The 26,882-nt window shown below is 66.6% G+C and carries 22 protein-coding genes; 13 read left to right on the top strand and 9 right to left on the bottom strand.

The window, feature by feature from the left end; all coding sequences use genetic code 11:
* The first annotated feature begins 108 nt into the window (after positions 1-108).
* Both metH and E7773_RS04130 read left to right on the top strand, forming a co-directional pair.
* Entirely contained in the window at positions 109-2,766 is a 2,658-nt protein-coding gene (gene metH, locus E7773_RS04135; RefSeq protein ID WP_293988572.1) for a methionine synthase, read from the top strand.
* A gap of 268 nt (positions 2,767-3,034) precedes the next feature.
* On the top strand, positions 3,035-3,976 hold the full coding sequence (locus tag E7773_RS04130; protein WP_293988570.1) for a right-handed parallel beta-helix repeat-containing protein: 942 nt from the start codon (positions 3,035-3,037) through the stop codon (positions 3,974-3,976).
* Here E7773_RS04130 and E7773_RS04125 read toward each other — a convergent pair.
* Both E7773_RS04125 and E7773_RS04120 read right to left on the bottom strand, forming a co-directional pair.
* A complete protein-coding gene (locus E7773_RS04125) occupies positions 3,973-4,326 on the bottom strand; it encodes a VOC family protein (RefSeq protein ID WP_293988568.1) in 354 nt (117 codons plus the stop codon). The two genes, E7773_RS04130 and E7773_RS04125, sit on opposite strands and share 4 nt — an antisense overlap.
* Positions 4,323-5,966, bottom strand: coding sequence for an alkaline phosphatase family protein (locus E7773_RS04120; protein WP_293988566.1), 1,644 nt, complete (start codon positions 5,964-5,966; stop codon positions 4,323-4,325). The genes E7773_RS04125 and E7773_RS04120 overlap by 4 nt, the downstream gene beginning before the upstream one ends.
* A 70-nt stretch (positions 5,967-6,036) precedes the next feature.
* Here E7773_RS04120 and E7773_RS04115 point away from each other — a divergent pair, with 70 nt between their 5' ends.
* From E7773_RS04115 to E7773_RS04095, 5 genes are all read left to right on the top strand, one after another.
* A complete protein-coding gene (locus tag E7773_RS04115; protein WP_293988564.1) occupies positions 6,037-8,037 on the top strand; it encodes a thioredoxin family protein in 2,001 nt (666 codons plus the stop codon).
* Positions 8,034-8,858, top strand: coding sequence for a subclass B3 metallo-beta-lactamase (gene bla, locus E7773_RS04110; RefSeq protein WP_293988561.1), 825 nt, complete (start codon positions 8,034-8,036; stop codon positions 8,856-8,858). Before E7773_RS04115 ends, bla begins: the two co-directional genes overlap by 4 nt.
* 67 nt (positions 8,859-8,925) lie before the next feature.
* Positions 8,926-10,371 carry a circularly permuted type 2 ATP-grasp protein gene (locus tag E7773_RS04105; protein ID WP_293988558.1) on the top strand — a complete coding sequence of 482 codons (1,446 nt, stop codon included), beginning with the start codon at positions 8,926-8,928 and terminating at the stop codon, positions 10,369-10,371.
* Entirely contained in the window at positions 10,371-11,306 is a 936-nt protein-coding gene (locus E7773_RS04100) for an alpha-E domain-containing protein (RefSeq protein WP_293988555.1), read from the top strand. The genes E7773_RS04105 and E7773_RS04100 overlap by 1 nt, the downstream gene beginning before the upstream one ends.
* The gene (locus tag E7773_RS04095; RefSeq protein ID WP_293988552.1) at positions 11,306-11,986 is read left to right on the top strand and encodes a transglutaminase domain-containing protein; all 681 of its coding nucleotides are present in this window, start codon (positions 11,306-11,308) and stop codon (positions 11,984-11,986) included. Before E7773_RS04100 ends, E7773_RS04095 begins: the two co-directional genes overlap by 1 nt.
* On the opposite strand, the gene E7773_RS04090 is transcribed toward E7773_RS04095, so the two are convergent.
* Positions 11,983-12,786, bottom strand: a complete 804-nt coding sequence (locus tag E7773_RS04090; protein WP_293988550.1) for an arginyltransferase — start codon at positions 12,784-12,786, stop codon at positions 11,983-11,985. The genes E7773_RS04095 and E7773_RS04090 overlap by 4 nt on opposite strands.
* A gap of 254 nt (positions 12,787-13,040) precedes the next feature.
* Here E7773_RS04090 and E7773_RS04085 point away from each other — a divergent pair, with 254 nt between their 5' ends.
* On the top strand, positions 13,041-13,529 hold the full coding sequence (locus E7773_RS04085; protein ID WP_293988548.1) for a hypothetical protein: 489 nt from the start codon (positions 13,041-13,043) through the stop codon (positions 13,527-13,529).
* Here E7773_RS04085 and E7773_RS04080 read toward each other — a convergent pair.
* Positions 13,526-14,749: a threonine ammonia-lyase gene (locus E7773_RS04080; RefSeq protein WP_293988545.1), complete on the bottom strand. Its 1,224-nt coding sequence runs from the start codon at positions 14,747-14,749 to the stop codon at positions 13,526-13,528. The genes E7773_RS04085 and E7773_RS04080 overlap by 4 nt on opposite strands.
* 54 nt (positions 14,750-14,803) lie before the next feature.
* Here E7773_RS04080 and E7773_RS04075 point away from each other — a divergent pair, with 54 nt between their 5' ends.
* The 3 genes from E7773_RS04075 to E7773_RS04065 are packed head-to-tail and all read left to right on the top strand — an operon-like array spanning position 14,804 to position 17,867.
* A complete protein-coding gene (locus tag E7773_RS04075; RefSeq protein ID WP_293988542.1) occupies positions 14,804-15,670 on the top strand; it encodes an NAD(P)-dependent oxidoreductase in 867 nt (288 codons plus the stop codon).
* A 44-nt stretch (positions 15,671-15,714) separates the two neighbouring features.
* Positions 15,715-17,328, top strand: a complete 1,614-nt coding sequence (locus E7773_RS04070; protein ID WP_293988539.1) for an amidohydrolase — start codon at positions 15,715-15,717, stop codon at positions 17,326-17,328.
* A 59-nt stretch (positions 17,329-17,387) separates the two neighbouring features.
* Positions 17,388-17,867, top strand: a complete 480-nt coding sequence (locus E7773_RS04065; RefSeq protein ID WP_293988536.1) for a hypothetical protein — start codon at positions 17,388-17,390, stop codon at positions 17,865-17,867.
* A gap of 59 nt (positions 17,868-17,926) precedes the next feature.
* Here the strand turns inward: E7773_RS04065 and ctrA are convergent, their stop codons facing one another.
* From ctrA to E7773_RS04050, 3 genes are all read right to left on the bottom strand, one after another.
* Entirely contained in the window at positions 17,927-18,628 is a 702-nt protein-coding gene (gene ctrA / locus E7773_RS04060; protein WP_293988534.1) for a response regulator transcription factor CtrA, read from the bottom strand.
* Positions 18,629-18,799: 171 nt separating this feature from the next.
* Positions 18,800-19,837, bottom strand: a complete 1,038-nt coding sequence (locus E7773_RS04055) for an AI-2E family transporter (RefSeq protein ID WP_293988531.1) — start codon at positions 19,835-19,837, stop codon at positions 18,800-18,802.
* On the bottom strand, positions 19,834-20,742 hold the full coding sequence (locus E7773_RS04050; RefSeq protein WP_293988529.1) for a LysR family transcriptional regulator: 909 nt from the start codon (positions 20,740-20,742) through the stop codon (positions 19,834-19,836). The genes E7773_RS04055 and E7773_RS04050 overlap by 4 nt, the downstream gene beginning before the upstream one ends.
* Before the next feature lie 96 nt (positions 20,743-20,838).
* On the opposite strand from E7773_RS04050, the gene E7773_RS04045 reads away from it, so the two are divergent.
* Together E7773_RS04045 and wrbA are read left to right on the top strand one after the other, a co-directional pair.
* Entirely contained in the window at positions 20,839-21,555 is a 717-nt protein-coding gene (locus E7773_RS04045; protein ID WP_293988526.1) for a pirin family protein, read from the top strand.
* Positions 21,556-21,604: 49 nt separating this feature from the next.
* Positions 21,605-22,207 (top strand): NAD(P)H:quinone oxidoreductase, encoded by a 603-nt coding sequence (wrbA, locus tag E7773_RS04040; protein WP_293988523.1) that lies wholly within the window; start codon positions 21,605-21,607, stop codon positions 22,205-22,207.
* Here wrbA and E7773_RS04035 read toward each other — a convergent pair.
* The gene (locus E7773_RS04035; RefSeq protein WP_293988520.1) at positions 22,204-23,703 is read right to left on the bottom strand and encodes an efflux transporter outer membrane subunit; all 1,500 of its coding nucleotides are present in this window, start codon (positions 23,701-23,703) and stop codon (positions 22,204-22,206) included. The two genes, wrbA and E7773_RS04035, sit on opposite strands and share 4 nt — an antisense overlap.
* Complete coding sequence (locus E7773_RS04030; RefSeq protein WP_293988518.1) at positions 23,700-26,876, bottom strand: efflux RND transporter permease subunit; 3,177 nt, start codon at positions 26,874-26,876, stop codon at positions 23,700-23,702. Before E7773_RS04030 ends, E7773_RS04035 begins: the two co-directional genes overlap by 4 nt.
* Positions 26,877-26,882 lie beyond the last annotated feature (6 nt).

Raw genomic sequence — 26,882 nt, 5'->3', positions numbered from 1 at the left:
GAAGCTGGTGGAGGGGGCTCTCCACCAGCGACACCGAAATTGGAGAGCCCCCTCCGCCGCTCTGCGAGCGGTTCCCCTCCCCGCAAGCGGGGAGGATTTGAGAGCAGAATGACCACAACCGCCTCCTCCACCAATTTCGTCAACATCGGCGAGCGCACCAACGTCACCGGATCGGCGGCGTTCAAGAAGATGATCATGGCCGGCGACTACGCCAAGGCCGTCGAGGTCGCGCGCCAGCAGGTCGAAAACGGCGCGCAAGTGGTCGACATCAACATGGACGAAGGGCTGCTCGACGCCGAGTTCGCCATGACGACCTTCCTCAAGCTGATCGCCGCCGAGCCCGATATCGCGCGCGTGCCGTTCATGATCGACAGCTCGAAATGGTCGGTGATCGAGGCGGGCCTCAAATGCGTGTCGGGCAAGCCGATCGTCAATTCGATCAGCATGAAGGAGGGCGAGGAGCAGTTCCTCGATCATGCGCGCAAGTGCATGGCATACGGCGCGGCGGTCGTGGTGATGGCGTTCGACGAGGTCGGCCAGGCCGACACCAAGGAGCGCAAGGTCGAGATTTGCGAGCGCGCCTACAAATTGCTCACCGGGATCGGCTTTCCGCCCGAGGACATCATCTTCGACCCCAATATCTTCGCGGTCGCGACGGGGATCGACGAGCACCGCAAATACGCAGTCGACTTCATCGACGCCTGCCGCGAGATCAAGGCGCGCTGCCCGCACGTCCATCTGTCGGGCGGGCTGTCGAACCTCAGCTTCTCGTTCCGCGGCAACGAGCCGGTACGCCGTGCGATGCATTCGGTGTTCCTCTATTACGCGATCCCCGCCGGGCTCGACATGGCGATCGTCAACGCCGGGCAGCTCGACATTTACGACCAGATCGACCCCGAGCTGCGCCAGGCGTGCGAGGACGTCATCTGGGATAACCGCCCCGACGCGACCGACCGGTTGATCGCGCTCGCGGAGAGGTATCGCGGCACCGATGCGGTAGCCGAAAAGGCCGCCGAGGAATGGCGCGGCTGGGACGTGGCGAAGCGGCTCGAACATGCGTTGGTCAAGGGGCTCGACCAATATGTCGTCGAGGATACCGAGGAAGCGCGCCTGCAGACCGCGCGCCCGATCGAGGTGATCGAAGGGCCGCTGATGGACGGCATGAACGTCGTCGGCGATCTCTTCGGATCGGGTAAGATGTTCCTGCCGCAAGTCGTTAAATCTGCTCGTGTTATGAAAAAGGCTGTGGCGCATTTGCTGCCCTTCATCGAGGCGCAGAAGGAACCCGGCGCGAAGGGCAAGGGCAAGGTCATCATGGCGACCGTCAAGGGCGACGTCCACGACATCGGCAAGAACATCGTCGGCGTTGTGCTGCAGTGCAACGGGTTCGAGGTGGTCGATCTGGGCGTGATGGTCCCATGGTCGCGGATCCTCGAGGCGGCGAATGAGAATGACGCCGATATGATTGGGTTATCGGGCCTGATCACCCCGAGCCTCGACGAAATGGTCACCGTCGCGGAGGAAATGAAGCGCGCCGCTATGTCGATGCCGCTCCTCATCGGCGGCGCGACGACGTCGAAGGTGCACACCGCGCTGCGTATCGCGCCGGCCTATGACGGGCCGGTCGTCCATGTGCTCGACGCGAGCCGCGCGGTCGGGGTCGCGACGACGCTCGTCAGCGACACGATCCGCGACGACTATGTGCTCAAGATTGCCGAAGAGTACGAAGACGTGCGCCAGCAACGCGCGGGCCGGGCGCAGAGCGAGTTGCTGCCGCTCGCGGTCGCACGCGACAATGCCTTCCCCGCCGACATGAGCCTCAAGCCCGCCGCACCGAACCAGCCCGGCCGCCACGTCTTCACCGACTGGGACCTGACCGACCTGCGCGCGTGCATCGACTGGACGCCGTTCTTCCGCGCGTGGGAACTGGCGGGGGTCTATCCCGCGATCCTGGAAGACAAGGTGGTCGGCGAAAGCGCGACCTCGCTGTTCGCCGACGCCAACAAGATGCTCGACCGGATCGTCGAGGAGAAATGGCTGACCGCGCGCGCCGTAGTCGGGCTGTGGCCGTGTGCGCGCTACGAGGACGATGTCGTGGTCGCGCCCGAGGGCGACTGGACCGCCGACCAGCTGCGCAGCCTCGACATGCTCAACCTGCCCGACGACGAGAGCCATGTCCGCTTGCCGTTCCTGCGCCAGCAGATCGCCAAGCGCGAAGGCCGCGCCAACATGTGCCTCGCCGATTTCATCGATCCCGCGGGCGACTGGATCGGCGGGTTCGCGGTCAGCATCCACGGCATCGAGCCGCACCTCGCGCGGTTCAAGGCTGCGATCGACGATTATTCGGACATCCTCTTGAAGGCGCTCGCCGACCGCCTCGCCGAGGCGATGGCCGAGCGGCTCCACCAGCACGTCCGCACGACTTTATGGGGCTATGCCGAGGGTGAGCAACTGACCAACGAAGCGCTGATCAAGGAGCAATATCGCGGCATCCGCCCCGCGCCGGGCTATCCCGCCTGCCCCGACCACAGTCTGAAGCCGACCCTGTTCAAACTGCTCGACGCGCACAAATCGACCGGTATTTCGCTGACCGAGAGTTATGCGATGCTGCCGACCGCGGCGGTCAGCGGCTTCTATTTCGGCCACCCGCAGTCCGAATATTTCGGTGTCGCGCGCGTCGGGATGGACCAGGCAGAGGATTACGCGTCCCGGCGTGGTGCCGACATGGACACCGTAAAACGCTGGTTGCGGCCGAACCTCGATTAAGTCTGGCAATATAGGATTTTGCCTGACACGCTGCGCGCGGGTTGAAGGAAGGCCTGCGTCCACCACTCGGTTCATCGCGTTTCGAAGGATACATGCCGTGACTTTCGTGACCTTCGACGGGGCGACTCGGCCGTCCCGGAATGGGTCGGAGGGTTGGGATGTTCATCGACGCCTGCGGTGTTCGGTGCCGAGCGACAGCAATTAACCGTCTATGCGGCTTTCGGCGCGCAGGACTCGCAGCGATGAGACGGGGCCGAGGAGACCCGAGATGCGCCGTGCCCTGATCGCCCTGCTGCCACTCATCGCCGCTCCCGCGGCGCCACTCGCCGCCCAGTCCGCGGCCGCGCCGTTCACGGTCCAGGAAACGGGGCAGGGGTTCGCCAATCTCGACGACGCGGTGCAGTCGATCCGGATGGGCACTGCGACGATCCTGATCGCGCCCGGCGTCTACAAGCAATGTACCGTCCAGGCCGGCGGCAACATCACGTTCAAGGCGGTCCAGCCCGGTACCGCGATCTTCGATGGCGAGGCGTGCGAGGGCAAGGCGGTGTTCGTCCTGCGCGGGTTGTCGTCGGTGGTCGACGGCATCGTGTTCCGCAACATCCGGGTGCCCGACGGCAACGGCGCGGGCATTCGCACCGAAATGGGCAACCTGACCGTGCGCAACTCGATGTTCCTCGACAGCCAGGAGGGAATCCTCGGCGGCCAGCCGACGGGGCAGAAGATCGTGATCGACCGCTCGACCTTCGCGGGACTCGGTACGTGCGACGATGCGACCGATTGCGCGCATTCGATCTACCTCGCCAACCAGGGGTCGGTGACGATCACCCGATCGCGGTTCGAGCGCGGGCGCGGCGGGCATTACGTCAAGCTGCGCGTGCCCAACCTGTCGATCACCGACAACAGCTTCGACGACAGCGCGGGGCGCAAGACTAATTACATGATCGACTTGTCAGAAGGCGGCACCGGCCTGATCGCGCGCAACACCTTCGCTGACGGGCCGAACAAGGAGAATTGGAGCGGCTTCATCGTCGTCGCGGCGGAAGGGCGAACCTATCCGTCGACCGGGCTCAAGGTGGTCGACAATATCGCGACACTACCACCCAATTTCGGGCACAGCCCCGCGTTCGTGGCGAATGTCGGGCGCGATCAACTCGCCGTCGGCACCAACAAGCTCGCGCCAGGCATCCGCATGTACGAGCAGCGCTAAGGGCGGTTGGAGAGCTGGAAACGGTTCTCGTCGGGGTCGTCGCCGTCGCACAGGTGGAGGTCACCGAAGACCTTGACCGGCCCCATCCGCGCGCCGCGTGAGACCAAGTCTTCGCGCGCCGCGGCGACGTCGTCGGCGTGGAATACGATCTTGTGCGGGCCTTCGTGGTCCGGCCCAACCGTGACGTGCGGGCCGGCAGCATGGATCGCGATGTTGCACCCGCCCGCCGACAAATCGGCCCAGCCGTCGTCCTCCTCGACCACGCTCAGCCCGAACATGTCGCGGTAGAAGTCGCGCATCGCCGCGAAATTGTGCGTGAAGATGATCACGCGGCGTATCTGAAAGCTCATCGGCACGTGCTCCCGGGGCCACCGTCGAGGTCGAGGCAGCGCCCGTCGACATCGCCGGGCGCCAGCGCGAAGCCCATCAGCGCGGCGAGGCTGGGCATGATGTCGACCGTCTCGACCGACAGCGGCTGCTCGAACCCGCGCATCCCCCTGCGCCAGAACAGGATCGGGACGCGGCGGTCGTAGTCCCAGATGCTGCCATGCGTCGCAACCGCGCCGGTGGCGCTGATCCGCGGCGTGATCGACGTGATATAGGGCTTGAGGAACACCAACAGGTCGCCGGAACGCTGCGGATCGAACGACGCGCGCGCGCGCTGGAGCAGCGACCATGTCTCCGGTGGCCCGGCGGGGAGCGGGGCGGCGGCGACCTCGTTCCGGGTGAACACTGCCTCGACCTGAGGATGCGCGCGATAACGGCGAACGGCTTCGGCAATTACCTTCGAACGCTGGGCGGGCGGCAGGTTCGTATCGACCCAGATGTCTCCGTTGACCCCGCCATAGAGCAACTGTCCCTCCAACCCGAGCGGCGCACCGATCGCCGGTCCCATGGTCCTGGGCAGCAGCTCGGCGGCGACACGCCCGGCGCTGGGCACACCACGTTCGCGCTCGCGCTCGGGGATGTCGTTGCCGCCATGGTCGGCGGTGAGCGCGACGACGTAATCGACCCCGGTCTTGTCGAGCATCGCGAAGAACTGGCCGAGCGTACGGTCGAGCGCGGCCAGCTGGATGCACATCTCCGACCCGCCGGTGCCATAGGCGTGCCCGACATAATCGGTCGCCGACGCGCCGATCGTCAGCACGTCGGTGGCGGGGCCGCGGCCAAGCTTCATATCGCGCACCATGTCGGTGGCGAGGCCGAAGATAGCACTGTCGAACGCGGGCGAGGATTTCCAGTCGCCTTCCTTCTTCGCCGCCCGCGCGAAACGCCCGTTGCCGACGGTACGGCCATTGGCGACGACCGGGCGGTCGATCGGCTGGCACCAGGCGGGCTCGGCGAAGGGCGCGCCGGGTTTGGCGATCTGCGCCTCGACCGCCGCATTCGCGCGCGTCACCGACGAGGGCACCGCGCGGCCAGCATAGGAAATGAAGCCCTTGCCGTCGCGCCAGAACCAGAGCTGGTCGACTCGGTGACCGCCCATCAGGATCGCCGCTCGGTCCTTGCCCGCTACCGACACGGTGCGCACGCGCGGGTCCGCCGCCTTCATCCGCTCGCCCAGCGTCGGCACGCGAAGGTGCAGGTCGGACGCGACGTAGTCGTCGTACGTCCCCTTGGCCTCGTCCTCCATGCAATAGACTTCGCCGGGGCGAGCGCCGCCAAGGTCGTACCAGTCGTTGGCGATGATCCCGGTGCGCGCCGGGCGGTCGCCGGTCATGATCGTCGAATGACCGGGGCAAGTCTCGGTCGCGGCGTGGCTCTGATAGCCCGCCGGGAACACCGCGCCGGTGAGCAACCGCGCGAAGCCGCCGGTGAAATGGCGGCGATATTGCGCGAACAGATCGGCGGAGAATTGGTCGACCGAAATCACCACGATCAGCTTCGGTGCCGGCACCTTTGCCGTCGGGCCAGCCGTGGGCACATCGCGTGCGATGCCGGGACTGGCGAGGAGCAGCAAAGCGGCGGGAAGCAATCGGGCAAGGCGCATGGGAACTCCGTAGGCGCGGGCGGCCCGCGCCGCTATGGCGCTGTCGGGGGTGAGGTGACAAGGTAGGGCGATGCGCGCGTTCGGTTTCCTTATTGTGACGATGATGGTCGCGCTCGCTGCCTGGGCGTCGTCGGCGCGCGCGCAGAACGCGCCCGAACAGCCGGGACCGCATCTGCGGATCGCGCTGGTCGCGGAAAGCGACACGCCGAAGGCGGGCGGCGAGGTCGCACTGGCGCTCGACACCAACCCTCAGCCAGGCTGGCATGGATACTGGCAGAATCCCGGTAATGCCGGGTTCGCTGCGAAGCTCGAATGGACGCTGCCGAAAGGCCTGAGCGCCGGCGCGCCGGCGTACCCGGCCCCGCAGCGGCTGCTGATATCCGGACTGATGAACTATGTGTTCGAGCGGCCCTATGCGCCGATCGTGATGTTGAAGGTTCCGGCCGGGCTGGCGGCAGGTACGACACTGCCGATCAAGCTGCACATGACGTATTTGGTCTGCACGGCGCAATTGTGCGTGCCCGAAAGCGGCGATTTCGCGATCACGCTGACGGTCGGCGACGGCGCGGTCGATCCGGCACAGCGCGCGCTGTTCGACGGCTGGCGTCGCGACTTGCCGCAGCCTCTGGGGGTGGACGCGACCTATCAAGTTGCTGGCGGTGCAGTGCATGTCGCAGTGCCGTATCCCGCATCGGCGGCAGGCGAAGGCGCCTATTTCTATCCGATTACCGCTAACGCGATCGACTATGCCGCGCCGCAGACGATCGCGCGCGATGGCGACAGCCTGATCGTCACGACCAAGGGCGCGCCGAGCGGCCCGATCGACGGCGTGCTGAGCGTCGACGGTCGTGCCTTGGGGCTCCGCGCGCTTCCCGGCAAGGTCGCTACGCCGATAGCGGTACCGAGCGGCGGGTGGCTCGCGGTGCTGTTCGCCTTCGGAAGCGCGGTGGTCGGTGGGCTGATCCTCAACGTCATGCCGTGCGTGTTCCCGATCCTCAGCCTCAAGGCGCTGAGTTTGGCGAAAGCGGGCGGCGACGAGCGCGGCGCGCGAGGCGAGGCGCTGGCCTACACGGGGGGCGCGGTGGCGATGTGCCTCGCGCTGGGCGGCGCGATCCTCGCGTTGCGCGCGGGCGGGAGCGCGGTGGGCTGGGCGTTCCAGCTGCAGGACCCGCGCGTCGTCGTGCTGCTGCTGTTGCTGACCGTCGGGATCGCGCTCAATTTCGCGGGGCTGTTCGATCTCCCCGTGCCGCGCTTCGCCACGCGGTCTGGGGCGACCGGCGCGTTCGCGACCGGTGCGCTGGCGGCGTTCGTCGCGACGCCGTGCACTGGGCCATTCATGGGCGCGGCGCTTTTCGCAGCCTTGTTCCTGCCATGGCCGGGGGCGCTAGCGGTTTTCGCCGGGCTGGGGCTGGGACTGGCGCTCCCGTTCCTGCTGCTCGGGTTCGTGCCGGCGTTGCGACGGCGATTGCCCAAGCCCGGCGCGTGGATGGACACGCTGCGGCGCATCCTGTCGATCCCGATGTGGCTGACCTCCGTCGCGCTGGCGTGGCTGCTTGGCAAGCAGGTCGGGGTGAACGGCATGGCGTTCGCGCTGCTCGTCAGCCTCGGTTTTGCGATCGTGCTGTGGGCGGTGGGACGCAAGCAAGCGCGCGGACTCGCGGTCGGCGTCGCGGCCCCCGCTATACTGCTGGCCATCGCCGTCGCCGGCGTCTGGCTGATGCGGCCCGTCCCGCACAGCGCACCCAGCGATCAAGCCTTCAGCGAAGCCAAGCTTGCCACCCTCCGCGCGCAAGGCCGCCCGGTCTTCGCCTATTTCACCGCCGACTGGTGCGTAACCTGCAAGGTCAACGAGCGAGTCGCGATCGACACCGACGGCGTGCAGGCGGCGTTCAAGCGCAAGAACGTGGCGGTGCTGGTCGGCGACTGGACCAACGGCGACCCGGTGCTCGGTCGCTTCATCGAAGCGCACAACCGGCTCGGCGTGCCGCTCTACCTCTACTACCCGCCGGGCGGGGGCGAGCCGCGCGTCCTGCCGCAGGTCCTGACGCCATCGATGCTGGAGGAATTATGATCGGCAAGCTGCTCGTTGCTTTGTCCGCATTACTCGCGGTCGGCGCCAGCGATCCGCCCGCCTGGACGAAGCCGCACGCGCCGTTCCGTATCGTCGGCAACGTTTATTACGTCGGTAGCGAGGGGCTGGCGGCGTATTTGATCACCACGCCCAAGGGCGCGATCCTGCTCGACGGGACGATGGAGGAGAACGTCCTGGCGATCGAGGCGAACATCCGGTCGCTCGGGGTCAAGCTGTCCGACGTTAAGATCCTGCTCAACAGCCATGCCCATTTCGATCACGCCGCCGGGCTCGCGCACCTCAAGCGCGACACGGGCGCGACGATGATGGCGATGAAGGGCGACGTCTGGGCGCTCGAGCACGGCCGGCATTTCGGCGACCAGAATTACGTCGCCCCGCCGTTCGCGCCGGTGAAGGTGGACCGCGTACTGACCGACGGCGCGACGGTGACGCTGGGCGGCGTGACGATGACCGCGCTGGCGACGCCGGGGCATACCGCGGGCTGCACCACCTGGGTGCTGCCGGTGCGGATCAAGGCGGGACTGAAGACGGTCGTGTTCCCGTGCAGCATGACGGTCGCGGGCAACAAGCTGGTCGGCAACCGGCAATATCCGGGGATCGTCGCCGACTTCCGCCGCACGTTCGCGCGGATGGCGACGCTGAAGGCCGATATCGTGTTGCCGGCGCATCCCGAGCTTGCGCAGGTCCTGACGCGCAAGGGCGACGAGTTCCTCCAGCCGACGCTGCTCCCCAATCTCGTCGCCGACGCGCGCGCCGCGTTCGAGCGGCAATGGCGGAAGGAAAGCGCGATCGCGAAGTGACGCTTGTGCATCGCGGCGTCCCATAGCAGCATGGAACCCTGACGCCGTACGGGGCTTTGGGGGATCGATGGCGGTAGCGAGGGCGTTCGACGAGATATTGGGGACGGGCGGAAAGGCCGCGCGTCCCGAACTTGCCGCGCTCGGCGACTGGCTCGACACGACCGATACCGCCGAGCTCCGCCGCCGCCAGAAATCGGCCGAGGCGACCTTCCGCCAGCTCGGCATCACCTTTGCGGTCTATGGCGACGAGGATGCGAGCGAGCGCATCATCCCGTTCGACATCGTCCCGCGCGTTTTCCTGGCCGACGAATGGGCGCGGCTGTCGGAAGGGCTGATCCAGCGCGTCGAGGCGATCAACACGTTCCTCGACGACATCTATGGCGAACGGAAGATCCTGAAGGACGGCATCCTTCCCGACGACCTGATCTTCTCCAATCCGCAATTCCGCCCGGAAATCGCCGGGATGCGCCCGCCGCATGGCGTGTGGGCGCATATCTGCGGGATCGACTTGGTGCGCACCGGTCCCGACGATTTCTTCGTGCTAGAGGACAATGCGCGCACGCCCTCGGGCGTCAGCTATATGCTCGAAAACCGCGAGGCGATGCTGCGGCTGTGCCCCGAACTGTTCCGCCAGTTCCGTGTCGCCGCGGTCGACAGCTATCCCGACCGCCTGCTCCAGACGATGAAGTCGGTCGCGCCGGCGCATACCGGCAACAACCCGGTGTGTGTCGTGCTGACCCCTGGCCATTACAATTCCGCTTATTACGAGCATAGCTTCCTCGCCGATTCGATGGGGGTCGAGCTGGTCGAGGCGGCCGACCTGGTGGTCGACGACGACATCGTCTGGATGCGCACGATCGCCGGGCGGGTGAAGGTCGACGTGATCTACCGCCGCATCGACGACGATTATCTCGATCCTTTGGTTTTCCGCCCGGATTCGGCGCTGGGCGTGCGCGGGCTGATCGCAGCCTATGCGGCGGGTAACGTCGCGATCATCAACGCGCCGGGCAACGGGATCGCCGACGACAAGGCGATCTACAGCTACATGCCCGAGATCGTGCGCTATTACACCGGCGCCGAGGCAAAGCTCCCCAACGTCCAGACCTTCCGCTGCCGCGAGCCCGAGGCGCTCCAGTACACGCTCGACCATCTCGGCGAACTGGTGGTGAAGCTGGTCGACGGGTCGGGCGGGTACGGGATGCTGGTCGGGCCGACCGCGTCGAAGGACGAGATCGCCAAGTTCCGCGCTGCGCTGGCCGCCGAGCCGCAGCGGTACATCGCGCAGCCGACGCTCGCGCTGTCGACCGTGCCGACGCTGGTCGAGGCGGGCCTCGCCCCGCGCCACATCGATTTCCGCCCGTTCGTGCTTACGGGCTCGAAGGGTATCCAAGTCGTGCCCGGCGGGCTCACCCGCGTCGCGCTGCGCGAAGGCTCGCTCGTGGTGAACTCGTCGCAGGGCGGCGGGACCAAGGACAGCTTCGTGCTGATGGATAACGGGGCGAAGGCCGGCTGATGCTGTCGCGCACCGCATCCTCGCTTTATTGGCTCGGCCGCTATGTCGAGCGCGCCGATTTCATCGCGCGGCTGGTCGAGGCTACCGTGCGGCTCGACGTGCTGTCGTCGCGCCCGGCGGGAGAGGTCGCGTGGGGCAGCGCGCTCGCGGTGATCGACGCGGCGGATGCGTTCAAGGCGAGCGGCGCCACCATCGGCCAGCAATCGGTTGCGCGCTTCCTGACGCTCGACACGAGTCATCCCGGCTCGATCATCCGCTGCCTCGACATGGCGCGGACCAACGCGCGTGCCGTCCGCACCGCGCTGACTCGCGACGCCTGGACCGGGATCAACCGTGCGTGGCTGTTGTTCCAGGGCCGCTCGTCGCCCGGCGGCGCGACCGCGACGATGAACCTGATAGAGGGGCTCAAGGCGGAGACGCGCGGGTTCGAGGGCGCGGTCCACCACATGCTCAAGAACCAGGCGTCGTGGTTCATCCGGCTGGGCCAGGCGGTCGAGCGGGCCGACAACACCGCGCGGCTGCTCGACGTGAAATACCATATCCTGCTGCCCGAGGGCGAACTGGTCGGCGGAGTGGTCGACCGCGACCAGTGGACCACGATCCTCCAGACGGTGTCGGCGGTGACGGCGTATCGCTGGCTGTACAACGACGGGCTGAAACCCGCGAACGTCATCGACCTGCTGATCGCGCGCCACGAATTGCCGCGCAGCCTCGCGGCGTCGGCGGAGGAAACGGTCGAACTCCTTTCGCAACTGGCCAAGCGCACCGGCCATCACGGCGAGGCGGACCGCATGGCGCGCGCGCGGCACACGCGGATCGCCAAGACGCGGTCGGCCGACATCATCGTCAGCGGACTGCATCAGTACCTCGAGCAATTCCTCGAGGAGAATGCGCGATTGCATTTCGCGATCGGGCGGCAATTCAAGTTCAGCTGATGCGGATCGCGATCGATCACACGCTGACGGTCGCTTTCCCTTTCCCCCGGTCGTCGGTCGCGCTGTCGCTTCGAGTCACGCCCGACGATCATCACGACCAGACCGTGTCGGGGTGGCGGATCGGTCCTGATTGCGACGCGCGGCTCCGCACCGGGCGCGACGGCTACGGCAACGTGCTGACGATGGTCTACGCCGAGGGGCCGATCGACGGGATCGAGTTTCACATTACCGGAGAAGTGTTCACCGGCCCGTCGAGCGGCATCCTGAGCGCGGCGCATGCGGAGCCGCTGCCGCCCGCGCTGTTCCTGCGCGGCGACGACGATATCGCGCCCGATCTGGTCGCGATGGGGATCGAGGCCGGTGCCGCGGCATCGGACGCGATCGAGCAACTGCACCTCGTCAACGTCGCGCTGCACCAGCGCGCAACCGAGGCCGACCGCGGTGCGCTGACGGCGGCGTTCGTCGCGGCGGCGCGCCGCCTGGCCTTTCCAGCGCGGTGCGTGTCGGGATATCTCGCGGCGGAAGACGGCGCGCGCCCGCACGCCTGGGCGGAGGCGCACGTCGCCGGGATCGGCTGGGTCGGGTTCGATCCGGCGCTTGGGCTGTCGGCGGGCGAGGACCACGCCCGCGTGGCGAGCGCGCTCGATCTGGCCGGGGTCGCGATGGTGAGTGGCGGCTAGGCCAACTCGCCCGACAGCGCGAGTGCCTGCTCGACCGGGTGGACCGGCGGCGAATAGGTCGCGTTTTCGTCCTGCAGCAGCGTCCAGCCGTTCGGCCCGAGCACTTCCAGCGGCCGATAGCGCGTTTTGTACGCCATCCGCGCCGATCCCTTCACCCAGTAACCGAGATAGACGTACGATAGCCCCGCCGCGCGCGCGCGCAGGATGTGATCCATGATGATGAAGTTGCCGAGCCCGGGGCGGCTTTCGTCGTCGGCGAGGAAGAAGCTGTAGATCATCGACAGGCCGTCGGCCTGCTGATCGGTCAGGCACGCGCCGACCAGCCGCCCGCGCTCGCCGTGGAGACTCGGCTCGCGATATTCGACCACCACCGAATTGACCGGCGACTGTTCGACCATGTCGGCATAATCGCCGTCGTCCATCAGCGTCATGCCGCCCGAGGGATGCCGCGCCGACAGATACCGGCGGAGCAACTGGAATTGCTCGTCGGTCGCCCAGGCGTTGCACGCGGTGACTTCCAGGTCGGCATGGCGGCGGAGCACCTTGCGCTGGCTGGCGTTGGGCTTGAAATCGGGGGTCACGACGCGGACCGACACGCACGCCGAGCAGCCCGCGCAGCTCGGGCGGTACGCGACCGACTGGCTGCGGCGGAAACCGATCCGGCCAAGCGCGTCGTTCAACTCGCTCGCGTGCGCGCCGTTCAGTTCGGTGAAGACCTTGCGCTCCTGCCGGCCCGGCAGATACGGGCAGGGCGACGGCGAGGTCACGAAAAAGCGCGGAAAACGGAAAGGCGCAGTCACCGCCGGTTGGTCCCCTTCAAGCGCCGATACGTCCGGCCGTCGGAAGACACCATGAATCAAGCCGCGCATGATGAAAAGCGGCTTTACCATCAAAGAGGGTTAACGGGGTACGGGAGGCAGCGGAACGTGCCGCGGGCCGACAATGACTCGCGCGACTCGGGCGTGCAAGGGCACCGGCCGCACGCCCGATTCGCTTTGTCGCAAGCTGCCGTTCAGCCTCGCCGCGCTAGCCGTGTGGTCGAAGGAGACTCTCGATGCGCCTGATTGTCCTGGCCGCGCTGATCGCCGCCACCGCCGCGCCCGCCGTGGCGCAGCGTGCGAAGCCTGCGCTGCCCTTCCCGCCGCGCGGGGTCGATTATGTCGAGAGTGTGTGCACCGGCGGGATCGACGGGCGCTATGAAGTGGTCCGCGTGCTGGCGACCGGGCAGGTGATGAAAGCGACGCGGCGCTCGGACGGCGTGCTGCGGGCGTATGCGAACCGGCGCGAAGTGGCGAAGATCATGCGCGAGCTCGATCTGGCGCGGTTCGAGACGCGCACGGTGCCGCCCGAAAAGCCCTATATCATGGACGGCGTCGACTGCGCGCTGACGCGCGGCCGCAACGGCCGCGTCCATACCGTGGTGCTGATGCAGCAGACACGGACGAAGCCGCAATATCGCGACCTCGCTCAGGTGCTCGACGACATTGCCGCGCTCGGCCGGCGCGCGACCGGACCGATCCTGCGGCCCGCCGCCGCGCGTTAGGCGAGCTCGACCGCGCTCACCTCGTAATCGGCGGCCTTCAGCGCCGAAATCAGCCGGTCGAGATGGTCGCGGTCGCGCGCCTCGCACTCGATTTCGGTGATCAGCCCCTTGGCGGGGAGCGAGGTGAACACGCGCTGGTGGTAGACCTCGATGATGTTGATGCGCTGTTCGTGGAAAATCCGCGCGACGTTGAACAGCGCGCCCGGCTGATCCTGCAGCTTGATCTTGAGCCGCGCGAGCCGCCCCGACCGCGCGAGGTCGCGCAAGAGCACATTGGCGAGCAGCCGCGTGTCGATATTGCCGCCGCACAGCACGATCCCGACGGTCTTGCCCGCGAACCGCTCGGGATGGTCGAGCAACGCCGCGAGCCCCGCCGCGCCCGCGCCTTCGACCACCGATTTCTCGATCTGGAGCAGCAGGCTGACCGCATGCTCGAGGCTGCGCTCGCTGACCAGCACGATGTCGTCGACCAGTTCGCGGACGATGCCGGAGGTGATCCCGCCCGGCTCCTTGACCGCAATGCCCTCGGCCAGCGTATCGCCGCCGCACGGATATTGTGTGCCCTTGATGCGGTTGTACATCGACGGGAACAGCTCGGCTTCCACTCCGATCACCGACACTGGATGGTCCGCCGCCTTGGCGACGATCGCCATACCGCTGATCAGCCCGCCGCCACCGATCGGCGTGAGGAAAGTGTCGATCGCGGGCACGTCCTTCAGCATCTCGATCGCGGTGGTGCCGGCGCCCGCGACGATGCGCGGGTCGTCGAACGGGTGGACGAAGGTATAGCCGCGCTCCGCCTCCAGCTCGCGGGCATGGGCGTAGGCGGCGTCGAACGTGTCGCCAAACAAGATCACGGTCGCGCCATGGCCTTCGGTCTGGACGACCTTCACCGTTGGGGTGTTGGTCGGCATGACGATGGTCGACGGGATGCCGAGCCGGTTGGCGTGATAGGCGAGGCCCTGCGCATGGTTGCCGGCGGATGCCGCGATCACGCCTTTGCTGCGTGCCGCCTCGTCGAGCTGGAGCAGCGTGTTGAGCGCGCCGCGCTCCTTGTACGCCGCGGTGAACTGCAGGTTTTCGAACTTGAGATAAACCGTCGCCCCGGTCAGGTCGCTCAGCGTCTTGCTGACGAGCGTGGGGGTGCGGACGATGTTGGCGTGAATCCGACCGTGCGCGGCGCGGATGTCGTCGATCGTGACGGGGATGGGGGAGGTCATGGCGTGCGCCTAGACCATCTGGCGCGGCGAAGGAACAATGCTTATGCGCCGGGCATGGCAAGAGTGGCTTTCATCGGGCTGGGCGTGATGGGCGCCCCGATCGCGCGGCATCTGGCGAACGCGGGGCACGAAGTGACGGTCTATAACCGCACCGCCGACAAGGCCGCGGCATGGGTCGAAGGGCATGGCGGGCGTAGCGCAGCAACACCGGCCGAGGCGGCCAGGGATCAGGACGCGGTGCTGACGTGTGTCGGCAACGACGACGACCTCGCGACGGTTACGCTGGGGGCGGACGGCGCGTTCGGTGCGATGCGCAGTGGCGCGGTGTTCATCGATCACACGACGGTTTCCGCCGACATCGCGAGGCGGCTGGCGGACGAGGCGGAGGCACGCGGCTTCCGCGCGGTCGATGCGCCCGTGTCGGGCGGGCAGGCGGGGGCGGAGAACGGTATGCTCTCCATCATGTGCGGCGGGTCGGCGGAGGCGATGGCGCTCGCCGAACCTTTGATGCAGGCTTACGCCGCGCGGATTGTCCATATCGGTGGCTCGGGTGCCGGCCAGACAACCAAGATGGTCAATCAGATCGCAATCGCCGGGGTCTTGCAGGGCGTCAGCGAGGCGCTTCGCTTCGCGCAGGCGAGCGAGCTCGACCTAGACAAGGTGCTGGAAGCGATCTCGGGCGGCGCGGCGCAAAGCTGGCAACTGGTCAACCGCTGGCCGACGATGGCGAAGGACGAGTTTGATTTCGGGTTCGCGATCGACTGGATGCGCAAGGATCTCGGCCTCGCACTCGACGAGGGCGACCGCAACGGCGCGCTGTTGCCGATGACGGCGCTGATCGATCAATTCTACGCCGAAGTGCAGAAGATGGGAGGCGCGCGGCAGGACACCAGTGCGCTGGTCAGGAGATTGCCCAAGTGATTGGTTCTTTGCGTAAGCTGGTTGCTGCGGCAGTCGGACTATCGATGATCGCCACCCCCGCGCTGGCCGACGGGGTGATCGACAACGTCAACGGCATGACGATGGACGCGCAGGGTCAGGTGATCCACTTCACCGGGATCGTGATCGACCGCAGCGGCAAGGTCGTGCGGCTGCTGCAATCGGGCGACAAGCGCCCCGAGCGGCCCGACTGGCTGTCGAACCAGAAGGGGCGCACCTTACTTCCGGGGTTCATCGACGCGCACGGCCACGTGCTCGACCTGGGATTCCGCGCGCTCGAGCTTGACCTGTCGGGCACTACCTCGCTCGACGAGGCCAAGGCGAAGATCGCCGCCTATGTTGCCGCTAACCCAGACAAGAAATGGATCGTCGGCGGCGGCTGGAATCAGGAGAAATGGAAGCTCGGCCGCTTCCCGACCGCCGCCGATCTCGACAGCGTGGTCGGCGACCGCCCGGTGTGGCTGGAGCGTGCCGACGGGCATGCCTCCTGGGCCAACACCGCCGCGATCAGGGCGGCGGGCGTCACCGCCAAGACCGCGACACCGGCTGGCGGGCGGATCGAGAAGATCGGCCTCGAGCCCGCGGGCGTGTTCGTCGATTCCGCGCAGGAGTTGATCAACAAGGTTGTCCCGCAACCGCTTCCCAAGGAACGCGATTTCGCGCTCCAGAAGGCGCAGGAAATCCTGCTCGCATTTGGCATCACCGCGACGTCGGACATGGGCACGTCGATGGACGATTGGCTCGCGATGCGCCGGATGGGCGACCGCGGCGCGCTGGTCGTGCGGATCATGAGCTATGGCTTGGGCGTCGATACCGCGATCCGTGTCGGGGGTGCGGGGCCGACGCCGTGGCTGTACGGCGACCGGCTGCGGATGGGTGGCGTCAAGCTGTTCGCCGACGGCGCGCTCGGGTCGCGCGGGGCATGGTTGCTCAAGCCGTATAGCGACGCGCCGGGGCAGTCGGGCGCTGGGTTCATGACCGACACGGTGCTCCAAAATTACATGAGCCGCGCGGCGATGGACGGCTGGCAAGTCGCGGTCCACGCGATCGGCGACAAGGCCAATCGCCAAGTGCTCGACGCGATCGAAACGATGGAGGGGACGTACAAGGGCGACCGCCGCTGGCGCATCGAGCATGCGCAGATCGTGGATCCGGCGGACTTGCCGCGGTTCAAAACGCTGGGCGTGATCGCGTCGATGCAGCCAACGCACGCGACGTCGGATCGGACGATGGCGGAGGCCAGGCTCGGGCCGGAGCGGTTGACCGGTGCCTATGCCTGGGCGACGATGCTCCGGAACGGCGTGCCGCTCGCGTTCGGTAGCGACTATCCGGTCGAAAGCCCCGACCCCTGGGCCGGCTGGGCGGCGGCCTTCACGCGCCAGGATGCCAATGGCGAACCGTTCGGCGGTTGGCGCCCCGAAGAGAAGGTGACGCGCGAGCAGGCCTGGTGGGCGTTCACCGCGGGGGGCGCCTATGCCGGGTTCGCCGAGGACAAGTTCGGGCGGCTCGCGCCGGGGCAGGCCGCCGACTTCATCATCGTCGACCGCGACCCGTTCCTGTCTAGCCCGACCGACCTGCGCGCGACGAAAGTAGAAGAAACTTGGATCGGTGGTCAAAAAGTTTATGTTAGAAAGCCTTGAGTATCCGGTGCTGGTTAGTCGCGTTGCGTTTTTATCAACCCGATTAAAGGGAGGATGGAATGAAACGGCTGCTATTGTTGAGCGTATTTATCCCTGCCGCGCTGATTACTCCATCGGTTGATGGAATTGCGCGCGTTGCGCCTCTCCCGTCGCGAGCGCCGGGCTGCAGCTCGATTTCGATTGTCAATGACCGGCTAGAAAACAACCAGATCATCACATGGAAGGGCGGCCAGTGCGGTGGTCGCGGACGGATCAAGGTGGCATTTTCCGGGGTCGCCGAGCATCCTAACAGTGGCTCAAACTATGCTGCCGTACAAATTTTTGACAAAAACAATGCTCCCATGTGCAATGGGGCCGATCACCAAGATCATCATTTCAATACATTTCAGGTGAGGTGCCTGGTTCAGGTGCAGGTCAACCCGTACACGACGCTTCAATACCGCGTTCAATATTCCACCGACAATGTCTCCGACAATCCGCTGCCGAAGTTGGCCGTCAATGGCTTGTACACGCCACAGCCGCGGCGACGGCATCGATAAGAAAAAGGGCCGCGGCGTCCCCCGACGCCGCGGCCCGTCCCCCTTGAACTAGCCGGCGCTTACGCGGCGGTCGCTTCGACCACCTCGTCGGGCTCGCGCAGCACATAGCCGCGGCCCCACACGGTCTCGATATAATTCTCGCCGTCGGTCGCGAGGCTGAGCTTCTTGCGCAGCTTGCAGATGAAGACGTCGATGATCTTGAGCTCGGGCTCGTCCATCCCGCCATAGAGGTGGTTGAGGAACATTTCCTTGGTCAGCGTCGTGCCCTTGCGGAGCGAGAGCAGCTCCAGCATCGCATATTCCTTGCCGGTCAGGTGGACGCGGGCGCCGTCGACTTCGACCGTCTTCGCGTCGAGGTTGACCGCCAGCTTGCCGGTCTTGATCACCGACTGCGAATGGCCCTTCGAGCGGCGGACGACGGCGTGGATGCGCGCGGTCAGCTCTTCGCGGTGGAACGGCTTGGTCACGTAATCGTCGGCACCGAAGCCGAAGCTGCGCACCTTCGAATCCATCTCCGAAATGCCCGACAGGATCAGCACCGGCGTCTGGACGCGGGCGACGCGCAGCTTCTTGAGCACGTCGTACCCATGCATGTCCGGCAGGTTCAGGTCGAGCAGGATGATGTCGTAATCATAGAGCTTGCCGAGATCCAAACCCTCTTCGCCCAGGTCGGTCGAATAGACGTTGAAGCCTTCGGTGGTGAGCATGAGCTCGATGGCCTTGGCCGTCGTCGGCTCGTCCTCGATCAGCAGCACGCGCATGCGGCAATTCCCCCGTTATTCGCTTGAGCGACACCCCCGTTGGCGACGCACAGCGACACGATCCATTAACCTAAGCACGTCTGAAGGACAAAGGTTAATTCTTCGCTAACCGGCCTGACTCCACGAGTCGCGGGGAATCGATTGTTCGGAGGACTCGTTTGGGGCCACGAGTCAATCGGCAGGATCGGCCTTATCGCCGAGCGTCTCGCGCACGTAGAGCGAGCGGGTGAGCGCGAAGATCGCCACCAGCAAGGGTGCGGAGAAGACGAGGCCGGCCAGCCCGAAAATGTACCCGATCCCGACCATCGAGAAGAGCGTGATCGCGGGCGGGATCGCGATCACCTTATTCTGGATGATCGGCGTGACGATCATGTCCTGCACCAGCCGGACGATCGCATAGGTCGCGACCGCGCCGATCAGCGGGCCGGTGCCGGCATTGGCCGCGAGACCGAGCGCGGGCAGCATCGCCACGGTCGGGCCGATATAGGGGATGAACTCGCTCAACCCCGCGAGCAGCCCTAGCGCCGCCGCCGACGGCACGCCCGACAACCACAGCCCGAACCCGATCGATACGCCCATCAGCAGCATCAGGATGATCTGCGCGCGCAACCATAGCCGCAAATTATGCCCCAGATCGTCGAACGCGTCGCCGAACGCGCCGCGCTTGGCCTTGGGGATCAGCAGCAGCGACCCGTCGCGATACCGCGCCGGATCGATCGCGAAGAACATCGCGCCGACGATCAGCAGGATGACGTTGAGCACCAGATCGGCGCCGCTGCGCGCGATCTGTCCCAGATCCTGCGTCGCCTGCGCGCTCGCATAACCGGTCTGCACCGCCTCGACGACCTTGCCTCCCACCGCCGATTGCGACATCCACGTGGCAAGCCGGGCGAGCAATCGCGGCGTCTCGACGATCAGCGCGTTGATCTGCGCGCCGAACTGGACGGTCAGCAGCCATATGAGGAAGCCGACGACGGCCAGCGTCGCCGCTACCGCAAGCCCGATCGCGTGGCGTCGCGGTACGCGCAAGTGCTGGTGCAGCCGATCGGCCACGGCATGGATCGTGATCGCGCCAAGGATCGATCCGAACGCCAAGATGAGCAGCGTGCCGACGCGGTAGAGCGCGATCGTCAGCGCGGCGATCACGATGACCAGGATGACGCGGCGAATAAACCGCGCGTCGTCGGCGTCGGGGGCAAGCCGCTTCATGCGCGCCCCGCGCAGAGTTGACGGAAGCGTTCCGCGAGGAACTCGATCAGTAGTTCGACGCGCACCGGCCGCAGCGCGCTAGGCGGCGTGACGAGGTGGAGCGCGGTCGGCTGGATCGTCCAGTCGGCTAGCAGCACCGCGAGTCGCCCCGCCTTGATCTCGGCGTCGACGATGAAATCGGGCAGCCGCGCGATGCCGAGCCCGGCGCGCAGCAACGGCAGCATCGCGTCGCCGCTGTCGGTGGTGAACCGTCCGTTGGGCCGCACCGCGACTTCCTCCCCCGCGCCGTTCCGAAACAACCACGCGCTGTTCGGGACATTGGCATAAGCGAAGACATCGCGTTCGGCGAGGTCGGCGGGGTGGCGCGGGTTGCCATGCTCGGCGACGTAACCGGGCGAGGCGACGACACGGCTCTCGATCGGTGCGAGGCGGCGCGCGCGCAGACTGCTGTCCGGCAAATCGGCGATGCGCAGCGCGACATCGATCCCACTCGCGACGATATCCACGCGTGCATCGGACAGCCGCAGGTCGATCTGCACCGCCGGGTGCGCCGCCATGAAGTCGGCGATCGCGGGCGCGACATGGCTCAGCCCGAAGGTCATCGGCGCGGCGACGCGGATCAACCCGGCGGGCGCGCTGGCGGCGTCGTGCGCGGTTTCCTCGGCCGCCTGGCCCTCGGCGAGGATGCGTTGCGCGTGCTCGGACAGCGTCTGGCCGCTCTCGGTGAGCGTCAGCCGGCGCGACGTGCGGTGGAACAACGAGGTGCCGAGCGACGCTTCCAGCCGCGTGATCGCCTTCGACACCGTCGCCTTCGAGACGCCGAGCGCCTCGGCGGCACCGCTGAACGAGCGTTGCTCTGCAACGGTCGCGAAGATTGCCCAGGCTTCGAAATCGGGTAGCCGCATGCCGCGCACGCTAATTCAGGAAACAATCCGTTTCAATCGTTTCCATTTACGCGCCCGCACCACTCCCTATCTTGGCGGCAAGCAAGGAGATCTAAGATGATCGATACCGATACCAAGATCGAACGCCGCCCGTTCGCCAGCCTAGGTCATGCGAATCATGGCTGGCTCGACGCGCGGCATCATTTCAGCTTCGCGAACTATCACGATCCCGCCCGCATGGGTTGGGGCGCGATCCGCGTGTGGAACGACGACACGATCGCGCCGAACAGCGGTTTTCCGCCACATCCGCACCGCGACATGGAAATCATCACCTACGTCCGCAGCGGCGCGATCACACACCAGGATTCTATGGGCAATGTCGGCAAGACCGAGGCCGGCGACGTCCAGGTGATGAGCGCCGGGTCGGGCGTGCGGCACGCCGAATACAACCTCGAGGCCGAGCCGACGACGCTGTTCCAGATCTGGATCGAGCCGAGCAAGGTGGGCGGCCAGCCGAGCTGGGGCGCGAAGCCGTTCCCCAAGGGCGACCGCTCGGGCAAGTTCGTGACGCTCGCCAGCGGGTTCGCCGAGGACAGCGACGCGCTCCCGATCCGCGCCGATGCCCGTGTTATGGCGGCAACGGTCGCGGCGGGCGAGACGCTGACGCACAGCGTGGGCGAGGGGCGGCACGCCTATCTCGTCCCCGCGACCGGCGCGATCGCAATCGACGGCCAGCGTTTCGACGCCCGCGACGGCGCCGCGCTGTCGGGCGGGCAAACCGTCACGATCACGGCACTCGACGACGCCGAGATCGTTCTGGTCGACAGCGAATAAGCCAACTTCCCTCCCGCTTGCGGGAGGGGAACAGAAAGGAAAGTCCCCAATGCCCAAGGTCCTCGTCCTCTATTATTCGTCCTATGGCCACATGGAGCAGATGGCCGACGCGGTCGCCGAGGGCGCGCGTTCGGCCGGCGCCGAGGTCGACATCCGCCGCGTGCCCGAAACCGCGCCGCCCGAGGTCGCCAAGGCGGCGGGGTTCAAGGCCGACACCGCGCACCCGACGATCGAGGGGATCAACGCGCTGGCCGATTACGATGCGATCGTCGTGGGGTCGCCGACGCGGTTCGGGCGCATGTCGAGCCAGATGGCGTCGTTCCTCGACCAGGCCGGCGGGCTGTGGGCGTCGGGCAAGCTCAACGGCAAGGTCGGCGCGGCGTTCACCTCGACCGCGACGCAGCATGGCGGGCAGGAAACGACCTTGTTCTCGATCATCACCAACCTGCTGCATTTCGGGCTGACAATCGTCGGGCTCGATTACGGCTACGCCGGGCAGCAGGGCGTCAAGGAAGTCCACGGCAGCTCGCCCTATGGCGCGACGACGATCGCCGATGGCGACGGCAGCCGCCAGCCGAGTTCGGTCGATCTCGACGGTGCGCGCTATCAGGGTCGGCGCGTCGCGGAAGTGGCGGCGAAGCTGGCGGGCTAGGGCCGCGGCGTCGCGGTGCCGGTCGGTCTGTCGATCGGCGCCGGATCGGGCGAGAGCGGCTGCGGGCCGCTCTTGTTCGCCTCGACCAGGCTGTCGCCGCCCAGCACGCGATAGAGCGTGACGAGGTTGCTCGCCTGGATCAGTTGCGTGTTCACCAGCGTCTGCTGCGCCGAATAGAATGAGCGCTGCGCGACCAGGCTGTCGAGAAAGCTGTCGATCCCGCCGCGATAGCGCTCGTCCGACAGCTTGTAATAGTCGGCGGCGGCATCGCGCTGGTTGCGCGTCGCGGTCAGCTGCGCGCTCATCGTGCCGCGCCGCGCGAGCGCATCGGACACCTCGCGGAACGCGGTCTGGATCGCCTTTTCGTATTGCGCGAGCGCAAGGTCGCGCTGCGCCTTCGAGACCGCGACGTTCGCGCGGCCTGCCCCGGCGCGAAAGATCGGGTAGCTCGCGTTCGCGCCGGCGCTCCAGTTGAACGCGCCGCCGCCGAACAGCGCGCCGAGCGCGTTGCTGGCAAACCCGAGCAGGCCGGTCAGCGTGATCTTGGGGAACAATTCCGCGCGCGCCGCGCCGATATCGGCATTGGCGGCGCGCAGCGTGTACTCGGCTTCGACGACATCGGGACGGCGCAGCAGGACCGACGAATCCAGCCCCGCCGGCAATTCGGCGATTGTCGCCACGGCTTCGTCGATCGAATTCGGCAGCAGCGTCGGGTCGATCGGCGCGCCGACCAGCAATTGCAGCGCGTTGACGTCCTGCGCGACCGCGGTGGTCTGCTGCGCGACGTCGGCCTGCGCGGTGTCGAGCGTCAGTTGCGCCTGGCGCAGGTCGGTGCGCGGGGCGATGCCGCCGTTGAGCCGCTTTTGCGTCAGGTCGACGGTCTTCGCCGCGCTGGTAGCGGTGTCCTGCGCTATCTTGAGCAGGCTCTTGTCGGCGGCATATTGCAGCCAGCCTGTCGCGATGTCGCCGACCATGGTGAGCCGCGTCGCCCGCGCCGCCGCTTCGGTCGCGAAATAGCGGTTTTGCGCTTCGCTGGTCAGCGACCGCACGCGCCCGAACAGGTCGAGCTCGAACGAGGTAATGCCCAGCGTCGCATCGAAGCTGCTAGTGGTCGTGCGGTTGGTAGTCGCGCCGCCCGCGCCGTTCGACGTCGTCGTCTGGCCGTTGCGCGCAGTGACGCCGGCGTTGGCATCGACCTCGGGCAGCAATTCGGCGCGCTGGACGTGATATTGGCCGCGCGCGATCGCGATGTTCGCTGCGGCGACGCGCAGGTCGCGGTTGTTCGCCAGCGCTTGCGCGATGAGCGTCTGCAACCGGGTATCGCGGAAGATATCCTGATACCGCACCGTCGGCAGCGCCGCCTCGCTCGACCGCAGATAGGCGTCACCGACCGGCCAACTCGGCGGCACCGGCGCTTCGGGGCGGACATAGGGCGGCGCCAGCGAACAGGCGGTCAGGCTCGCGATCGCGGCGGCGGAGACGATACGGCGGATCACGCGGCGGCCTCCGGCTCGGGGGGTGGCGTGGGATGCTCGTGGTGCAGATGCTGCAACGCGCTGCGCGTCGTGCGGCGGACGAGCACGAAGAACAGCGGGATGTAGAACACCGCGAGCAACGTCGCGGTCAGCATCCCGCCGATCACCGCGGTGCCGATCGCGATCCGGCTGTTCGCGCCCGCACCGGTCGAAATCGCCAACGGCAGCACGCCGAAGATGAACGCGAAGCTGGTCATCAGGATCGGACGGAGACGGATGCGCGCGGCCTCCAGCGCGGCATCGATCACGCGCTTGCCCTGCTTCTCCGCCTGCTCGGCGAACTCGATCATCAGGATCGCGTTCTTCGCCGCCAGCCCCATCGTCGTCAGCAGGCCGATCTGGAGGTAGACGTCGTTCTGCAACCCGCGCAGTGTCACCGCGAAGATCGCGCCGACGAGTCCCAGCGGGATCACCAGCAACACCGCGACCGGGATCGTCCAGCTCTCGTACAGTGCTGCGAGGCAGAGGAACACGACGAGCAGCGACAGGCCATACAGGATCGGCGCCTGGCCCGACGCCAGTGCTTCCTGATACGACACGCCCGCAAGCGATACGGAAACGCCCGGAATCTGTCCGGCCAGTTCCCGCATCTTCGCCAGCGCCTCACCGGAGCTTTTGCCGGGGGCCGACTGACCGGAGAATTCGTAGGACGCGATGCCGTTGAAGCGGCTGAGCGACGTCGGTGCGGTCGACCAGCCGGTGCTCGCGAAGGCGGAGAACGGAGCCATCTGGCCGGTCGACCCGCGGACATACCATTTGCCGATATCGTCGGGTGCCGAACGGTACGGCGCATCGCCCTGAACGAAGACCCGCTTCACCCGGCCGCGATCGTTGAAATCGTTGACGTAGCGGCCGCCCCAGGCGGTCGACAGGGTGTTGTTGACGTCGGTCTGGTTGAGTCCGAGCACCGACAGCTTTTGCGCGTCCATGTCGACCTTCAGCGTCGGCTGATCGGGAAGGTCGCTGAGGCGAACGTTGGCGAGATCAGGGTCGCTGCGCGCAGCGGCGAGCAATTTATCACGGGCGTCGCGAAACTGGTCGCGCGTCAGGCCGCCGGTATTTTGTAGTTCGATGGTGAAACCCGACGACTGGCCCAGGCCGCGCACCGCGGCCGGCACCGTTGCGTAGAATTCGACGTCGCGCAGACCGCTCAACGCGCGCGTCGCGCGGCGTGTGATCGCATCGGCGCTGTTCTCGCTGCCCTTGCGCTTGTCCCACGGCGCGAGCGAAATGAAGCCTCGGCCGGCGTTCTGGCCGCCGCCGCCGCCGCCGGCGGCGCCCGCGACGGACAATATGGCAGAAGTGTTCTTGCCTTCGGTGGTGAGGAAATAATTCTCGATCGCCTTCTGCGCTGCCTGCGTGCGGTTGATCGTGGCGCCGCCCGGCAGGTTGAACTGGACTTGCGCGAAGCCTTGGTCCTCGGTGGGAAGGAAGCCGGTCGGCAACCGCACGAACATGATCACCAGGATCGCGACCACCAGGGCATAGATGCCGAGGAACAGCCATTTGCGGTCGACGACGCGCGACACCGTGCCGGTGTACCAGCCGACCAATCGTTCGAACCGGTCGTTGAACCAGTGCCGCGCGCGCTCGGTCTTGCGATAGACCCAGGTGTCGTGGTTCTCGTCCTCCTTGCGCTTAAGCAGGGTCGCGGTAAGCGCCGGCGTCAGGATCAGCGCGACGATCACCGACAGCACCATCGCCGACACGATCGTCAGCGAGAACTGGCGATAGATCACGCCGGTCGATCCGCCGAAGAATGCCATCGGCAGGAACACCGCCGACAGGACGAGCGCGATCGCGACCAGCGCGATCTGGATTTCGCCCATCGATTTGATCGTCGCCTCGCGCGGACCCATGTCCGGGTTTTCGTGCATCACGCGCTCGACATTCTCGACCACGACGATCGCGTCGTCGACCAGTAGGCCGATCGCGAGGACCAGGCCGAACAGCGTCAGCGTGTTGATCGAGAAGCCCGCCACCGCGAACACCCCGAACGTGCCGAGCAACACCACCGGCACGGCGATCGTCGGGATCAATGTCGCGCGCCAGCTTTGCAGGAACACGAACATGACGATGACGACCAGCACGATCGCTTCGAACAGCGTCTTCACCACGTCGTTGATCGACAGCTTGATGAAGGTCGTCGAATCGTTGGGGAAATCGTATTCGTAGCCGGGCGGGAAGTCCTTGGCCGACGTCTCGATCTGCTTCTTCACCAGCTCGGCGGTGCTCAGCGCGTCGGCGCCGGGGGCCAGGCTGACCGCGATGCCGGCGCCGGGGTGGCCATTCACGCGGCTGATCGACGCATAGCTTTCCGCGCCGAGCTCGATCCGCGCGACGTCGGCGATCCGCACGGTCGATCCGTCCGGCTGGCTCTTGAGCACGATGTTGGCGAATTGCTCCGGGGTCGACAGGCGCGACTGCGCGGTAACGGTCGCGTCGATATACTGGTCGGGGCCGCTCGGCACCGCGCCGACTTCGCCGGCCGCGAGTTCGGCGTTCTGTGCTGTGATCGCGGTGACGACGTCGCCCGGCATCAGCCCGACCGCGGCGAGCTTGTCGGGGTTGAGCCAGATCCGCATCGCATATTGCGACCCGAACACGTTGATGTCGCCCACGCCCTTCAGGCGGCCGATCGTGTCCTGCAGGTTGGTGACGAGATAGTCGGAAACGTCGATGTTACTGGTACGGTCGGTCGTGTCGTAGATCGCCGCGATCAGCAGGAAATCGGGGTTCGACTTGGTGACGGTCAGGCCTTGCTGCTGAACCTGTTGCGGCAAGCGGCTCAGCGCCTGCTGAACCTTGTTCTGGACCTGGACCTGCGCAACGTCCGGATCGGTGCCCTTGGCGAAGGTAATGCCGATCGACACCGCGCCGCGCGACGACGAATTGGTGCTGAAGTACAGCAGCCCGTCGATGCCCTGAAGCTGCTGTTCGATCACCTGCGCGACGCTGGTTTCAAGCGTGGCCGCAGACGCGCCCGGATAGCTGGCGCGGATGTTGACCTGCGGCGGCGCGACGTCGGGGAATTGTTCGACCGGGAGGGTAAAGATGCTGCCCAGCCCAACCAGCATGATGATGATCGCGATCACCCACGCGAAGATCGGCCGGTCGATGAAGATCCGTGACACGGCCGG

This window comes from Sphingomonas sp., assembly GCF_004799495.1.
Classification (GTDB): Bacteria; Pseudomonadota; Alphaproteobacteria; order Sphingomonadales; family Sphingomonadaceae; genus Sphingomonas.
The sequence above is the reverse complement of the archived record's forward strand: the minus strand, read 5'-3'. Positions and strand labels throughout refer to the sequence as shown.

What these genes read in the sequence shown, in the direction of transcription:
- metH (WP_293988572.1), top strand. Translation starts at nt 109, where the DNA reads ATGACCACAACCGCCTCCTCCACCAATTTCGTCAACATCGGCGAGCGC.
- E7773_RS04130 (WP_293988570.1), top strand. Translation starts at nt 3,035, where the DNA reads ATGCGCCGTGCCCTGATCGCCCTGCTGCCACTCATCGCCGCTCCCGCG.
- E7773_RS04125 (WP_293988568.1), bottom strand. Translation starts at nt 4,326, where the DNA reads ATGAGCTTTCAGATACGCCGCGTGATCATCTTCACGCACAATTTCGCG.
- E7773_RS04120 (WP_293988566.1), bottom strand. Translation starts at nt 5,966, where the DNA reads ATGCGCCTTGCCCGATTGCTTCCCGCCGCTTTGCTGCTCCTCGCCAGT.
- E7773_RS04115 (WP_293988564.1), top strand. Translation starts at nt 6,037, where the DNA reads ATGCGCGCGTTCGGTTTCCTTATTGTGACGATGATGGTCGCGCTCGCT.
- bla (WP_293988561.1), top strand. Translation starts at nt 8,034, where the DNA reads ATGATCGGCAAGCTGCTCGTTGCTTTGTCCGCATTACTCGCGGTCGGC.
- E7773_RS04105 (WP_293988558.1), top strand. Translation starts at nt 8,926, where the DNA reads ATGGCGGTAGCGAGGGCGTTCGACGAGATATTGGGGACGGGCGGAAAG.
- E7773_RS04100 (WP_293988555.1), top strand. Translation starts at nt 10,371, where the DNA reads ATGCTGTCGCGCACCGCATCCTCGCTTTATTGGCTCGGCCGCTATGTC.
- E7773_RS04095 (WP_293988552.1), top strand. Translation starts at nt 11,306, where the DNA reads ATGCGGATCGCGATCGATCACACGCTGACGGTCGCTTTCCCTTTCCCC.
- E7773_RS04085 (WP_293988548.1), top strand. Translation starts at nt 13,041, where the DNA reads ATGCGCCTGATTGTCCTGGCCGCGCTGATCGCCGCCACCGCCGCGCCC.
- E7773_RS04080 (WP_293988545.1), bottom strand. Translation starts at nt 14,749, where the DNA reads ATGACCTCCCCCATCCCCGTCACGATCGACGACATCCGCGCCGCGCAC.
- E7773_RS04075 (WP_293988542.1), top strand. Translation starts at nt 14,804, where the DNA reads ATGGCAAGAGTGGCTTTCATCGGGCTGGGCGTGATGGGCGCCCCGATC.
- E7773_RS04070 (WP_293988539.1), top strand. Translation starts at nt 15,715, where the DNA reads ATGATCGCCACCCCCGCGCTGGCCGACGGGGTGATCGACAACGTCAAC.
- E7773_RS04065 (WP_293988536.1), top strand. Translation starts at nt 17,388, where the DNA reads ATGAAACGGCTGCTATTGTTGAGCGTATTTATCCCTGCCGCGCTGATT.
- ctrA (WP_293988534.1), bottom strand. Translation starts at nt 18,628, where the DNA reads ATGCGCGTGCTGCTGATCGAGGACGAGCCGACGACGGCCAAGGCCATC.
- E7773_RS04055 (WP_293988531.1), bottom strand. Translation starts at nt 19,837, where the DNA reads ATGAAGCGGCTTGCCCCCGACGCCGACGACGCGCGGTTTATTCGCCGC.
- E7773_RS04050 (WP_293988529.1), bottom strand. Translation starts at nt 20,742, where the DNA reads ATGCGGCTACCCGATTTCGAAGCCTGGGCAATCTTCGCGACCGTTGCA.
- E7773_RS04045 (WP_293988526.1), top strand. Translation starts at nt 20,839, where the DNA reads ATGATCGATACCGATACCAAGATCGAACGCCGCCCGTTCGCCAGCCTA.
- wrbA (WP_293988523.1), top strand. Translation starts at nt 21,605, where the DNA reads ATGCCCAAGGTCCTCGTCCTCTATTATTCGTCCTATGGCCACATGGAG.